A 12,926-nucleotide genomic window follows, 5' to 3' on the forward strand; every position below is an offset into this window, starting at 1 on the left:
CCGTGACCGATGTGCCTAGGATTGGTCCATGGCGGGCGGCAGGCGGTCGGTGGAGGAGCATGCGCGACACGTGGCGACGTTGCTCTCCCCGTTGCTGATCCGCGGCACCGAGCCGGTCCCGCTGCTCGAGGCGCTCGGCCGGGTACTGGCCGAGGACCTCGTCGCTCCGATCGACCTGCCCACCTTCCGGAACTCCCAGATGGACGGCTACGCGGTCGACACGGCGTCGGTCACCACCGCACCGGTGACCCTGCCCGTTCGTGCCGTCCTGGCAGCCGGTGACGGCGAGTCGACGCACGTGCCGGGAACTGCGACGAAGATCATGACCGGGGCGCCGCTGCCCGTCGGCGCCGATGCCGTCGTCCCGGTCGAAGACACCGTGACCGACGGCGGAGGTCACGTCACCGTGCGCACAGCGCCCGCCCCGGGCGCGTTCGTGCGCGAACGCGGCAGCGACATCGGTCGCGGCCGCCCCCTGCTGCCGGCGGGGACCGTCGTCGCCGCCCGGCACGTCGCGGCCCTCGCCGCCGTCGGTCTCACCCACGTGCCCGTCCGCACCCGGCCGCGCGTGGCGGTGATCTCGACCGGCAGCGAACTGGTGCCCGGCGGCAGCGTTCTCGCGACGGGCAGGATCCACGACTCGAACGGGCCGGCCCTGGCCGCCGGCGCGGCCGCCAACGGCGCGCTGGTGGTCTCGGTGGATCGCAGCGGCGACGACGCGGAGGTGTTCGCAGCGAAACTCGCGCACGCTGCCTCCGTGGCCGAGGTGGTGTTCACCTCGGGTGGGGTGTCGAAAGGCGACTTCGAAGTCGTCAAGGACGTGCTCGGCCCGCGCGGTGCCGAGTTCGTCTCCGTGGCGATGCAACCGGGCGGACCGCAGGGCACGGCGCTCGTGGATGCGGTACCGGTGCTGACCTTTCCCGGCAATCCGGTCAGCGCACTGGTCTCGTTCGAGGTGTTCGCGAGGCCGGTGCTGCGCTCCGCCGCGGGCCTGCCCGCGATCGACCCCGAGAAGCGCCCTCTGGCAACGAGTCTCGCCTCCGTTCCCGGCAAGCGTCAGTTCCTGCGCGGACGGCGCGACGGCGACGCCGTGGTGGCGATCCCCGGTGCCGGGTCCCACCTGATCGCCGCGATGGCCACCGCGGATGTGCTGCTCGACATCCCCGCCGACACCACGGGCCTCGAACCCGGAGAACTCGTAAGGGTGCTGCCTCTATGACCGAACCGCACGACGTCACCACGCCCGACAGCGGGCCGCTGAGCCACCTCGACGACCGTGGCCGCGCCCGGATGGTCGACGTGTCCGGCAAGTCCGACACCGCCCGCGTCGCGGTCGCCGCCGGCGAGCTCGTCACCACCGCGGAGGTGGTGTCGCTGGTGCGGGCCGACGACATGCCCAAGGCGGACGTGCTCGCCACCGCGCGGATCGCCGGGATCGCTGCGGCGAAGCGCACGTGGGAGCTGATTCCGCTGTGTCACCAGCTCGCGTTGTCGTCGGTGCAGGTCACCTTCGGGTTCACCGGCAACGCGATCACGATCGAAGCCACGGCAAAGACGAAGGGCCCCACGGGCGTCGAGATGGAAGCCCTCACCGCCGTCGCGGTGGCCGGGCTGACGCTGCACGACATGGTCAAGGCCGTCGACCCCGCCGCGGCGCTGAACGGGGTGCGGCTGCTCTCGAAGGACGGCGGCAAACGCGGGCACTGGCGTCGTCGCGAGGAGGAGACCACCACTGCCGGGGAGGCCGGGACCGTCGCGCCGGAGGACGCCGAGTTCGTCGAGCAGACGGGCGCACCGGCGACGGTGCTCGTCGCGTCCACGGGTGTGGCCGCCGGTACGCGGGAGGACAGGACGGGCCCGCTGATCGCGGAATTCCTCGAGACGCGCGGCTTCACGGTGCGCGGTCCGCTGGTGTACGCCGACGCGGACATCGCGTGGGGACTCGAGGATGCGCTCGCCGGCGATCCCGCACTCGTGATCTCCACCGGTGGGACCGGTGCTTCCCCGACGGATGCGACGCCGGAAGCGACGCTGGCACTGCTGGACCGCGAGCTGCCGGGGGTCGCCGAGGCCATCCGCCTGCGCGGCCTGCAGGTCACCCCGCACGCGTCGCTGTCGCGCGGTGTGGCCGGACTCGTGGGCCGCACGGTCGTGGTCAATCTGCCCGGCTCGCCGGGCGGCGTGAAGGACGGGCTGGCGGTGCTCGAGCCGATTCTCGGCCACCTGCTGGCTCAGGTCGCCGGAGGAGGAGCGCATGAGTGAACTGCTGGCGCGGATCTCGAGCGAACCGCTCGATCCGGGAACCGTGGACGCCGCCGTGGCCGGCCCGGAGCACGGCGCGGTCGTGGTGTTCAGCGGCGTGGTGCGCAACCACGACGGGGGGCGCTCGGTCGAGGCGCTGGAGTACCAGGCCCATCCCGAGGCGGAGCACTTCCTGCGCCGCTGCTGCGAACAGGTGGCTGCCGATTCGGGACTGCCGGTCGCCGCGGTCCACAGAGTGGGCGATCTCACCATCGGCGATCTCGCGCTGGTAGCGGCGGCGGCGGCACCGCACCGGGCCGAAGCCTTCGCCGTGTGCGCCGAACTGGTCGAACGCATCAAACGCGAGGTCCCCATCTGGAAGCGGCAGCGATTCGACGACGGTCTGTCCGAGTGGGTGGGTCTCGACGCGTGCGCCGACGAGCATCCCGGCGTGGGGTAGGCTGCGGTAGTTCGGGCATCACGACGATGCCCACCGTCGTGGGATACCGGCGGGCCGGGATCGTGCCCGGCTCCGCATGCAACACCGGCATCGGCTTTCCTTGCGGCGATCCACTGCGCCCTCCGAGATCGTCTCGGAGTGCGTGCACGCTGCATCGAAAGGCAGTTCTGTACCTATGACCGTTTCCTTCTCCGACCTCGGCGTTCCCCGGACCCTGGTGGCGTCCCTGAACGACAACGGCATCACCAGCCCGTTCCCGATCCAGGTCGACACGCTGCCCGACACGCTGGCCGGCCGTGACGTGCTCGGCCGCGGCCGCACGGGCAGTGGCAAGACGCTGGCGTTCTCCATCCCGCTCACCGCGCGCCTGGCCGGCGGCGCCACCCGCGCCGCGGGCCGCCCGCGTGGACTGGTGCTGGCCCCTACCCGCGAGCTGGCCACGCAGATCGCCGCGGTCGTCGAACCCCTTGCGCGGGTCGCCGGGCTGCGGGTGACCACCATCTTCGGCGGGGTCTCGCAGAACCGTCAGGTCGACGCGCTGCGCCGCGGCGTGGACATCGTGATCGCCTGCCCGGGCCGGCTCGAGGACCTGATGCGGCAGAAGTTCGTCACACTCGACGCGGTGGAGATCACCGTGCTCGACGAGGCCGACCACATGGCCGATCTCGGCTTCCTTCCCGGCGTGACGCGGATCATGAACGCGACACCGAAGGGCGGTCAGCGCCTGCTGTTCTCGGCCACGCTGGACAACGGGGTCGACAAGCTCGTCACGCGGTTCCTGCGCAACGAGGTGCTGCACTCGGTCGACGAGGCGCACTCCCCGGTCGCGGCGATGACGCACCACGTGTTCGACGTCGACAACGCCGACACGAAGAAGGACCTCGTGCGGACCCTGGCCTCCGGCACGGGCCGGCGAATCCTGTTCATGCGCACCAAGCATCAGGCCCGCAAGCTTGCCCGTCAGCTCACCGAGTCCGGCATTCCCGCCGTCGATCTGCACGGCAACCTGTCGCAGAACGCACGCGACCGCAACCTCGCGGCGTTCTCCTCCGGGGAGGCGCGGGTGCTCGTGGCCACCGACGTCGCGGCCCGCGGCGTGCACGTCGACGACGTGGAACTGGTGGTGCACGTGGACCCGCCGGCCGAACACAAGGCGTACCTGCACCGCTCGGGTCGTACGGCCCGCGCCGGGAGCACCGGCGACGTCGTGACCGTGGTCCTGCCGGAACAGCGCAAGGATCTCGCCGTCATCATGCGCAAGGCTGCGATCAAGGTCACCCCGGTACGGGTGACGGCGAAGTCGGAGCACGTGCTGGACCTGGTCGGCGAGATCGCCCCGCACGTGGCACCGTCGGCCAAGCAGGCCGCGGCTCCCTCGGGTGGCGCATCGCGACGGCCGGCCCGACGCGGCGGCAGCGGGGCGACCGCTCAGCGCGGTGCCCGGCAGCACGGCGGCGGTGCCGCCCGACAGCACGGCGGCGGTGCCGCCCGGCAGCACGGCGGCGGTGCCGCCCGGCAGCAGAGCTCGTCGCGGCAGGAGCAGCCGGCGGCACGGCAGGAACGCGGCGCACAGCCGGGCAGCCGCCGTCGTCGCCCGAACCGCACGTCGGCGACCGTCGCGCGGGGGTAGACAAACCCCGGTAGGGGGTCCACGCACCTTCGCTCAGCGCGGCGTGAACCGGTGCACGGCCAGCATTGCATCGGCCGGCACCGGTTCGGTGGGTACGCACGCGGCGAGCCGGGCGCGTACCGCATCGGGGTCCAGGTCGGCACCGATCACGACGAGCCGGGTGGTGGCAGGGATGTCGCCCGTACGCCGCACCGGGTCGAAGCGGATGTGGTCGCCCACGGTGTGCAGCAGATAGGTGCGCGTTCGACCACCGGCGACGACGTGGACGTACCCCTTGATTCGGAACACCCCGGCCGGCTGGTCCTCGAGGAAGCCGACGAGGGCGCGGGGATGCAGCGGTACCGGCGAATCGAAGTCCACGGCGTCGTAACCGTCGTGCAGATGGGTGTGCTCGCCGTCGTGCTCCTCGTACAGCAACCGGTCGAGGCTGAGCTGTTCGCCGGGTTGCGGCTCGGGACGTTCGGGGATGTCGAACAACAGCGCCGGATCGATGCGCCCGTGCACGGTGGACACGATCGCGGCGCGGTCGTTGAGGCGGCACAGCAATTCGAGTAGTTCGTCGTGGGCGTCACCGTCGATGCGGTCGGTCTTGTTGAGCAGCACGAGATCTGCCAGTGCGACGTGCTGGTCGAGTTCGGGGTGCCGCTCACGGGTGCCGCCGAATTCGGCCGCGTCCACGACGAGGACGAGTCCGCCGTAGCCTACGTACTCGTTGCCCGAGCCCACGACGAGCCGGATCATGTTGCGCGGCTCGGCGAGTCCGCTGGCCTCGACGACGATGACGTCGATGTCCGAGGAGCGGTGTGCGAGCCGGTCGAGCATCGCGTCCATGTCGGCGACGTCGACGGCGCAGCACAGACAGCCGTTGCTCAGCGAGACCATCGAGTCGACCTGTCCCGCGACCATCATCGAGTCGATGTTGACCGCGCCGAAGTCGTTGACGATCACTCCGATTCGCGCACCACGGTTGTTGCGCAGCAGGTGGTTGAGCAGGGTCGTCTTCCCGGAGCCCAGGAAGCCTGCGACGATCACCACGGGGATCCGCTCGTTCGCCATGAGGCGAGCGTAGCGGTGCGTCCCGTCCGGCGGTCCGGCGACGGGACGCACCGCGGCCGGGTCAGCTGCCCCGGCGGATCCACTCCTCGAGGTGCGGGGACTCGGTGCCGATCGTCGTGCCGTCGCCGTGACCGGTGTGCACCTTCGTCTCGGCGGGCAGCGCGAACAGCTTGTCCCGGATCGAGCCGATGATGGTCGGGAAGTCCGAGTAGGAGCGCCCCGTCGCCCCCGGCCCGCCGGAGAACAGGGTGTCGCCGGTGAACAGCTCACCCGCCTCCGGCAGATACAGGCACGTCGAGCCGGGCGAATGCCCGGGAGTGTGGATGGCCTGGATGTCGGTGCCCGCCACCGTGATCCGATCACCATCCTCGAGCGGCCGGTGCCGCACCCCGGGGTGGGTCATCTCCCAGAGCACGTCGTCGGCCGGGTTGAGCAGGATCGGCGCGTCGAGCGTCGCGGCCAGTTCCGGGGCGACGGTGACGTGGTCGTTGTGCCCGTGCGTGCACACGATCGCCACCACCTTCCGGCCCCCGACGGCGTCGACGATCGGCTGTGCGGTGTGCGCGGCGTCGATCACGACCACCTCGTCGTCGTCACCGACGAGCCAGATGTTGTTGTCGACCTCCCACTCGCCGCCGTCGAGGGCGAAGGTGCCGTGGGTGACGACCCGGTCGATACGCAGACGGTGCCGATCCCCCGTCGCTCCGCTCGCCCCGGTCACATCCCCCGTCGCTCCGCTCGCCCCGGTCACATCCCCCGTCGCTCCGCTCGCCCCGGTCACATCCCCCGTCGCTCCGCTCGCCCCGGTCACATCCCCCGTCGCTCCGCTCGCCCCGGTCACAGGACCACCACCGAGCGCAGCACCTCGCCGCGGTGCATGGTCTCGAACGCCTTCTCCACCTGATCGAGGGCGATGCGCTCGGTCACGAACTTCTCGAGCGGCAGCCGGCCCTGCTGGTAGAGATCGACCAGCATCGGGAAGTCCCGCTCGGGCAGGCAGTCGCCGTACCAGGACGACTTGAGCGACCCGCCGCGGGAGAAGAAGTCGATCAGCGGCATCTCGAGGGTCATGTCCGGGGTGGGCACGCCGACGAGGACGACGGTGCCGGCCAGGTCACGCGCGTAGAAGGCCTGCTTCCACGTCTCCGGGCGGCCGACGGCGTCGATGACGACGTCGGCGCCGAAGCCGCCGGTCAGCTCCGCTATCGCCTCGACCGGGTCGGTCTCGGCGCCGTTGACGGTGTGGGTCGCGCCGAGGTCGGTGGCCCACTCGAGCTTCTTCGCGTCCCGGTCCACCGCGATGATCTTGTCGGCGCCGGCGAGGCGGGCACCCATGATCGCGGCATCGCCGACACCGCCGCAGCCGATGACCGCCACCGAGTCGCCGCGGGTGACCCCGCCGGTGTTGACCGCGGCACCGAGTCCGGCCATCACCCCGCACCCGAGCAGGCCGACGACGGCCGGGTCGGCGCTGGGGTCGACCTTGGTGCACTGCCCGGCGTGCACGAGGGTCTTGTCGGCGAACGCGCCGATGCCCAGGGCCGGGGTCAGCTCGGTGCCGTCCTCGAGGGTCATCTTCTGCGTCGCGTTGTGGGTGTCGAAGCAGTACTGCGGACGGCCCCGCTTGCAGGCGCGGCACTGCCCGCACACGGCCCGCCAGTTGAGGACGACGAAGTCGCCGACCGCGACCGAGTCGACGCCCTCTCCAACGGACTCGACGACCCCGGCGGCCTCGTGGCCGAGCAGGAACGGGAACTCGTCGTTGATGCCGCCCTCCCGGTAGTGCAGGTCGGTGTGGCACACTCCGCACGCGGCGATCGCGACGACGACCTCGCCCGGCCCCGGGTCGGGGATGACGATCGGCACGACCTCGACGGGAGCGCCCTTCGCGCGGGCGACGACGCCCCGGACCTGCTGTGGCATGACGGTGTCTCCTTCTTCTCGTGCGGTGCTCGCGCAACGTCGGCGACGTATCGCGATATGCGCACACGCTATCGGCGGCGAGACGCCTCGGTACCTGATCGAAGGACGGGCTTCACCTGCCCGAAAGACCAGCCCCGCCACTTTTGCCTGAAGAATGCAGAAGTGTCGTTGATCGAGTACGAAAGTCGGGTTAGGCTTAGGTATGACCGCCCTCACAGGGCGCAGCGTCCAGGCGAGGCGACCCCTCGCAGGCCCGAGGAGTGCAATGTCGATCGCCAACACGGTGACCCTCCCCCACCCCCGCAGCGAGAGCTGGGATTGGCAGCTGCACGCTGCGTGCCGCGGCCACGAGTCGTCGGCCTTCTTCCATCCCGACGGCGAACGTGGGCACGCGCGCGAGCTGCGCGAGTACCGCGCCAAGCTCGTCTGCGCCCGATGCCCGGTTCTCGAGCGCTGCCGCACCCACGCCCTGGAAGTCGGGGAGCCGTACGGTGTCTGGGGTGGAATGTCGGAGTCCGAGCGTCGCTCGCGCCGGGCCGCCGTGAATCGGTCCACCCGGTGGGGCATGCTGGGGCGCTGACGAGCGCCCCGGCGTCGACCGACGGAGGCACAGATGGACTCACCCGGCCGCTCCGGCGCACCGGTTCTCGTGATCATGGGAGTGTCCGGCTCCGGTAAGTCGACCGTCGCGGCACTCGTCGCCGACACCCTCGGATGGGACCTGCTCGAGGGCGACGACCTGCATCCGCGTGCCAACGTCGAGAAGATGGCCGCCGGCCGGCCACTCGGCGACGCGGACCGAGCGCCGTGGCTCGCGGCGATCGGCGAGTGGATCCGGCACCACACCGCGCGAAACCGACCGGGGGCGGTGACGTGTTCCGCACTGCGCCGCAGCTACCGCGACGACCTGGCCGGTGAGAACGTGGTCTTCGTGTACCTGGCGGGCACGCGCGAACAGATCCGGGAACGACTGCGCGCACGGCGCGGGCACTACATGCCGGCCGGCCTGCTGGACTCGCAGTTCGCCGCGTTCGAGCCGCTCGAACCCGACGAGGCGGCGATCGTCGTCGGCATCGACGCCGAGCCCGCCGAGATCGCCGCCGAAATCGTCAGGCGCGCGGCCGAGTGGACGCCCGGGACGGACGTCAGCCCGCGGCCTTGATCCCCGCCTCCGCGCCGAGCGCGGCCGCCTCTCCGCGGGTGCTCACGCCGAGCTTGCGGAGCACCGACGCCACGTGGAACTTGACCGTCGATTCGCTGACGCCGAGCCGCTCGGCGATCACCCGGTTCCGCCGGCCGGCGACGAGGTGCTCGAGCACCTCCACCTCACGGGGCGCGAGCACCGCCAGCGCCTCGAGTGCGGAGCTACCGGCCACCGGAGCGGGCATGTCGAGCGGTAGCCGCGCCGCGACGCGGCAACCCCATCCCGGTGTGGACTCGGCCTCCACGGTGCCGCCGAGGGTCTCGGCCCGGTCCCGCAACTGCCGCGCGAGGTCGGCGGCGTCGGCCTCGCCGTCCCCGTCGTCCCGGATGTCGATCAGCAGGTCGCCGCCGTGACAGTGCCAGGCGACCCGGACGCGGCCGAGGTCCGCCTGCGCGGACATCGCGAGCACCGCGCCGCGAGCGAGAGCCCGGGCGGCATGCGCGACCTCTCCGGGCAGCGCCCGCCCGTCCACGGGTGGGGCGACCATCTCGAGAACCACCTCGCGGTGCCGGAGCAGACCACGCAGCTCGCCGTGCAGCCGAGCGAAGGCCGTGGTCACTGCCTCCTCGGCGAGCTCGCGGTGACGGTCGACGGCCGAGCGGAGCCCGATGAGGGCATTGGTGGCGGTCTCACGCGCGGTGATGCGCGCCCGGGTGTCGTCGAGGTCCTTCGACCGCAACGTCGCGAGGATCGACTCGAGTGTCATCGCATGGGCCTCGGTGAGCTCGGCGACGGTCCGTGCGCGTTCGGACGAGGCGGCACGCGATTCGGCGAGATACGCCGGGCTGGCGTTGCGGACCTGGAGCTGGATGCCGGTGGCCACGACGGCGAACAGTGCCCGGACCAGCTCGAGGGGAATCGCGGCGGTGCGGGCACCGTCCGGGACGAGCACGAGCAGCGTATCGGTGGCGTCGAGGATCACCCACACGTCGCGGTCCCGGCCCGCGATCCGGGCCGGGCCGCGACGGATCTGCCCGGTGGCGAGTTCGCTCCGGATGCGGTCGAGTTCGGCGATGGTCACCCGGTCGACGACACCGGGGTCGCCGGCCACCTTGCGCGGCCGCCCGGTGCATTCCCGCGTGAAGATCACCAGGGCGGTGTGCGGGACCAGGTCGGTGAGCAGCGCCGAGAAGCGCTGGCCGATCTCGGTGAGCGGCCCGACCAGCACGTCCCGTAGGTGCGTGATCAGCGTGTCGGGGGCCGGGATCGCGGTGCTCACTCCGGCCACGATAGCGCGGACGCCCGGGGAACCGGCTCCCCGCTCGGTGGGCGCTCCCCCGGGCGCGCAGGTCGGCGGGCCGGGTGCACGTCCCGGGGCGGCGGTGCTGCTCACCGCGCCGGATCGACGCGACCGGGATCCGATGCTGCAACCGAACAACGCGCTCGAGTGCTGGACTAGCATTCCGCTCAGAGTCGTACCGGCCCGGCCGGAGCAGTTCCCGAGGAAGGGGTGAACACACCGTGACCCCTACCGGCGCCGCCCGCCCGGCCACCGGTTCCGTCACGGTACGGGCGCTCACCCTTCTCGAGGCGTTCACGCGTGAGCAGCCCAGCCTGACCCTGAGCGAGATCTCCCGGCGCACGGGTCTGCCGCTCACCACAGTGCACCGGCTGGCCGGGGATCTCACCGAATGGGGCGCGCTGGAGCGCGACTCGTCCGGCCGCTTCAGCGTCGGGCTCCGGTTGTGGCAGGTCGGGGCCCTCGCGCCCCGCGGTGCGCTGCTGCGCGAGCTGGCACTGCCCGTGTTGGAAGACCTGTCGCAGATCACCCAGGAGAACGTGCAGCTCGGCGTGCGCGAGGGCACAGAAGTGGTGTTCGTCGAACGGCTGGGGGGTCAGCGGGCGGTGAAGACCCTCGCCCGGGTCGGCAGTCCCTTTCCCCTCCACGCGTCCGGCCTGGGACTCGTGCTGCTCGCGTTCGCCCCGCGCTCCGTTCAGGAGGAGGTGCTGTCGCGGCCGTTGGAACGGTTCACCGAACGCACCCTCACCTCACCGGCCGAGCTGCGCCGGGTCCTGGCCGAGGTGCGCCGTTCCGAGATCGCGGTGAGCGACCGCCAGGTGACGATGGAGGCAGTCTCGGTGGCCGCACCGATCTTCGAGCGGCCCGGGATCGCCGTCGCGGCACTGTCGATCGTCGCGGCCGCCGACACCGCGCAGGTCACCGCATTGACCCAGCTCGTGCGCACCGCGGCGCGTGCGATCGGCCGCGCCCTGCGACCCGGCGGATTGACGAGCAGCGATGGCTGAACCCGCCCGCACTGTGCCGCGGTTGCTGTTCGACCGGGTCGCCCGCACGCCCCATGCGGAGGCGTTCCGGCATCCCGCGGGTGACGACTGGTCGAGCGTGTCGTGGGGCGAGGTCGGCAGCCGGGTCACTGCGCTGGCCGCCGGGCTGATCGGACGGGGCATCGCCCCGGGCGCGCACGTCGCCGTCTGCGCCGTCACCAGCTACGAGTGGATCCTCGCCGACCTGGCGATCGTGTGTGCGGGGGCGGTCACCGTGCCGATCTACCCCGCTACCCCGCCGGCGGACGTGGCGGCACTGCTCCGGCACTCGGGCAGCGTGCTGACGTTCACGGACCGGCCGCTGCCCACCACGCCACTGCTGTACCTGAATCGGCTCGGGGAGCTCGAGGACGAGGGCCGGCGCCTCCTGGCCGCCGATCCTGAAGCGGTGGCGGCCCGCATCGCGGGCGTAACCCCCGACCACCTGGCCACCTTGATCTAAACCTCCAGTTCCGACGGCACCGCCAAGGGTGCCTGTCTGTCGCACGCTGCCGTCGCCTACGAAGCCCGGGCGATGGCCCGCCTGGGGATGCTCACCTCCTCGGACCTGCAACTGCTCTGGTTGCCGCTCTCCCACGTCTTCGGGCGCGCCTTGCTGTTCGTGGGCGTGCACCTGGGGTTGCCGACGTTCGTCGACGGCCGCGCCGACCGGGTGGTGCGGCACCTCGGCGACGTCCGGCCCACCTTCCTCGGATCCGTTCCCCATGTACTGGGCAAGATCCGCACCGGCGTCGAGTCCGGCGCCGCGGATCTGGGTCGATTGCGATTCGTGCTGTCCGGGTCGGCCCGGCTCGCCCGCCCGCTGGCCGAGTGGTTCGACGGGGCCGGTGTGCCGGCCCTCGAGGGCTACGGCATCACCGAGACGGCGGGACCGTCCTGCGTCAACCGCCCGGACAGCCGGCGTCTCGGCTCCGTAGGCCGGCCCCTGCCCGGCACGCAGGTTCGTATCGCCCCCGACGGGGAACTGCTCGTCCGCAGCCCTGCGGTCATGGCCGGGTACCACGACGATGTCGAACGCACCGCGGCCGCCATCGACCGCGACGGCTGGTTCCATACCGGCGACCGCGGCGCCGTCGACGACGACGGATTCGTCACCTTGCGTGGCCGTAAGAAGGAGGTGTTCAAGACCTCCACCGGCAAGTACGTCGCGCCTGCTGCCGTCGCACGCCGGTTCCGGGCACTGCTGCCCGACGCGGACCTCGTCGTGGCAGGTGAACTCCGGCCCTACTGCGTGGGACTGGTCGTCCCCATGTCGGACCGGCCGATCCCACCGGCGGAGGCCGCGGCCGCCGTCGACCGGCTCAACGCGGACCTCGGCCGCTGGGAACGCATTCGCCGGTTCATCGTGCTGCCCGCACCGCTTCCGCCGACGGACGTCGACGCGCACGGGCACCCGCTGCCGGAGCGGGTGCTCGTGCGCTGCGCCGACGTCGTGCAGCGTTTGTACGAGGATTGATCAGGGACGGTAGCCCGGCTCGGTACGACCGGCGTCCCAGGTGCGATCGGCGTCCCAGGTCGACACCGCCCAGATCACCACCACGTCGATCGCGATGATCGCGAGCGACCAGCCCGGGTAGTAGGGCAGCCACAGGAAGTTCACGATGATCGACAGCGCCGCGATGACGATCGCGGCGACGCGCGCCCACGTCGCCCCCGTGACGAGCGCGAGACCGACCACGGCCACCAGGATGCCCAGGATCAGATGCACCCAGCCCCACGCCGTGACGTCCCAGGAGAAGGTGTATTCCTGCCCCACGACGATGATGTCGTCCTTGGCGATCGCGGCGATGCCCTGCAGGAACTGCAGGACACCGACCGTGGCCAGCAGGATGCCGGCCGCGATCGACGTGCCGGCGGCGAAACCCTGCTTCAATCCCGAGCCGGTCGCCGGCCCCGATCCGTGGCGGACAGCGGCGGCGGGGCCGCCACCCTCGTGGGCACCACCCGCATGGCGCGCAGACGCACCCGCTGCCGCAGTGGCACCCATACCGGCAGTGGCACCCGAACCGGCAGTAGCACCCGAACCGGCAGTAGCACCCGCACCCGGTGCGGCACCGGCACCGGCAGAAGAACCCGGGGTAATGTTCGAACCTTCGGACACGACAGCTCACCTCTCCCGTTTTCGA

Annotated in this window: 13 protein-coding genes and 1 pseudogene; 9 read left to right on the top strand and 5 right to left on the bottom strand. The window is 71.6% G+C overall.

From position 1 onward, the window contains the following. The first annotated feature begins 28 nt into the window (after positions 1-28). The 4 genes from glp to QNA09_RS14310 all read left to right on the top strand — a co-directional run bounded on the left by glp (position 29) and on the right by QNA09_RS14310 (position 4,331). Positions 29-1,219, top strand: coding sequence for a gephyrin-like molybdotransferase Glp (gene glp, locus QNA09_RS14295; protein WP_043805479.1), 1,191 nt, complete (start codon positions 29-31; stop codon positions 1,217-1,219). After that, positions 1,216-2,262 carry a bifunctional molybdenum cofactor biosynthesis protein MoaC/MoaB gene (gene moaCB, locus QNA09_RS14300; protein ID WP_017680847.1) on the top strand — a complete coding sequence of 349 codons (1,047 nt, stop codon included), beginning with the start codon at positions 1,216-1,218 and terminating at the stop codon, positions 2,260-2,262. Before glp ends, moaCB begins: the two co-directional genes overlap by 4 nt. After that, positions 2,255-2,701, top strand: coding sequence for a molybdenum cofactor biosynthesis protein MoaE (locus QNA09_RS14305; protein WP_010594651.1), 447 nt, complete (start codon positions 2,255-2,257; stop codon positions 2,699-2,701). The genes moaCB and QNA09_RS14305 overlap by 8 nt, the downstream gene beginning before the upstream one ends. A gap of 175 nt (positions 2,702-2,876) precedes the next feature. Further along, the gene (locus QNA09_RS14310) at positions 2,877-4,331 is read left to right on the top strand and encodes a DEAD/DEAH box helicase (protein WP_119699871.1); all 1,455 of its coding nucleotides are present in this window, start codon (positions 2,877-2,879) and stop codon (positions 4,329-4,331) included. 33 nt (positions 4,332-4,364) lie between these two features. Here QNA09_RS14310 and QNA09_RS14315 read toward each other — a convergent pair whose 3' ends face one another. From QNA09_RS14315 to QNA09_RS14325, 3 genes are all read right to left on the bottom strand, one after another. Further along, a complete protein-coding gene (locus tag QNA09_RS14315) occupies positions 4,365-5,387 on the bottom strand; it encodes a GTP-binding protein (RefSeq protein ID WP_026137788.1) in 1,023 nt (340 codons plus the stop codon). Between the two features lie 61 nt (positions 5,388-5,448). Continuing rightward, complete coding sequence (locus QNA09_RS14320; protein ID WP_017680850.1) at positions 5,449-6,108, bottom strand: MBL fold metallo-hydrolase; 660 nt, start codon at positions 6,106-6,108, stop codon at positions 5,449-5,451. A gap of 116 nt (positions 6,109-6,224) precedes the next feature. Continuing rightward, positions 6,225-7,310: an S-(hydroxymethyl)mycothiol dehydrogenase gene (locus tag QNA09_RS14325; protein ID WP_010594655.1), complete on the bottom strand. Its 1,086-nt coding sequence runs from the start codon at positions 7,308-7,310 to the stop codon at positions 6,225-6,227. A gap of 265 nt (positions 7,311-7,575) precedes the next feature. Here QNA09_RS14325 and QNA09_RS14330 point away from each other — a divergent pair, with 265 nt between their 5' ends. Beyond that, a complete protein-coding gene (locus QNA09_RS14330; protein ID WP_003938109.1) occupies positions 7,576-7,890 on the top strand; it encodes a WhiB family transcriptional regulator in 315 nt (104 codons plus the stop codon). Positions 7,891-7,923: 33 nt separating this feature from the next. Then, positions 7,924-8,472, top strand: coding sequence for a gluconokinase (locus QNA09_RS14335; RefSeq protein WP_064066103.1), 549 nt, complete (start codon positions 7,924-7,926; stop codon positions 8,470-8,472). Here the strand turns inward: QNA09_RS14335 and QNA09_RS14340 are convergent. Continuing rightward, positions 8,456-9,733 (bottom strand): LuxR C-terminal-related transcriptional regulator, encoded by a 1,278-nt coding sequence (locus QNA09_RS14340; protein WP_010594657.1) that lies wholly within the window; start codon positions 9,731-9,733, stop codon positions 8,456-8,458. The two genes, QNA09_RS14335 and QNA09_RS14340, sit on opposite strands and share 17 nt — an antisense overlap. Before the next feature lie 242 nt (positions 9,734-9,975). Between QNA09_RS14340 and QNA09_RS14345 the strand changes: the two genes are divergently transcribed. The 3 genes and pseudogenes from QNA09_RS14345 to QNA09_RS14355 form a co-directional block, all read left to right on the top strand. After that, positions 9,976-10,761 carry an IclR family transcriptional regulator gene (locus tag QNA09_RS14345; RefSeq protein ID WP_017680852.1) on the top strand — a complete coding sequence of 262 codons (786 nt, stop codon included), beginning with the start codon at positions 9,976-9,978 and terminating at the stop codon, positions 10,759-10,761. Then, a complete protein-coding gene (locus QNA09_RS14350; RefSeq protein ID WP_244213165.1) occupies positions 10,754-11,242 on the top strand; it encodes an AMP-binding protein in 489 nt (162 codons plus the stop codon). Before QNA09_RS14345 ends, QNA09_RS14350 begins: the two co-directional genes overlap by 8 nt. A 12-nt stretch (positions 11,243-11,254) precedes the next feature. Beyond that, positions 11,255-12,256, top strand: a pseudogene (locus QNA09_RS14355) (AMP-binding protein); the annotation flags it as partial. Here QNA09_RS14355 and QNA09_RS14360 read toward each other — a convergent pair. Then, positions 12,257-12,673 (bottom strand): hypothetical protein, encoded by a 417-nt coding sequence (locus QNA09_RS14360; RefSeq protein ID WP_010594660.1) that lies wholly within the window; start codon positions 12,671-12,673, stop codon positions 12,257-12,259. Positions 12,674-12,926 lie beyond the last annotated feature (253 nt).

It is taken from the genome of Rhodococcus sp. AH-ZY2 (assembly GCF_030916465.1).
GTDB lineage: Bacteria > Actinomycetota > Actinomycetes > Mycobacteriales > Mycobacteriaceae > Rhodococcus > Rhodococcus ruber.

Bases quoted from the DNA above. Each gene is read 5' to 3' on its own strand.
- QNA09_RS14335 (WP_064066103.1), top strand. From the start codon at position 7,924: ATGGACTCACCCGGCCGCTCCGGCGCACCGGTTCTCGTGATCATGGGA.
- QNA09_RS14350 (WP_244213165.1), top strand. From the start codon at position 10,754: ATGGCTGAACCCGCCCGCACTGTGCCGCGGTTGCTGTTCGACCGGGTC.
- QNA09_RS14325 (WP_010594655.1), bottom strand. From the start codon at position 7,310: ATGCCACAGCAGGTCCGGGGCGTCGTCGCCCGCGCGAAGGGCGCTCCC.
- glp (WP_043805479.1), top strand. From the start codon at position 29: ATGGCGGGCGGCAGGCGGTCGGTGGAGGAGCATGCGCGACACGTGGCG.
- QNA09_RS14310 (WP_119699871.1), top strand. From the start codon at position 2,877: ATGACCGTTTCCTTCTCCGACCTCGGCGTTCCCCGGACCCTGGTGGCG.
- moaCB (WP_017680847.1), top strand. From the start codon at position 1,216: ATGACCGAACCGCACGACGTCACCACGCCCGACAGCGGGCCGCTGAGC.
- QNA09_RS14305 (WP_010594651.1), top strand. From the start codon at position 2,255: ATGAGTGAACTGCTGGCGCGGATCTCGAGCGAACCGCTCGATCCGGGA.
- QNA09_RS14330 (WP_003938109.1), top strand. From the start codon at position 7,576: ATGTCGATCGCCAACACGGTGACCCTCCCCCACCCCCGCAGCGAGAGC.
- QNA09_RS14315 (WP_026137788.1), bottom strand. From the start codon at position 5,387: ATGGCGAACGAGCGGATCCCCGTGGTGATCGTCGCAGGCTTCCTGGGC.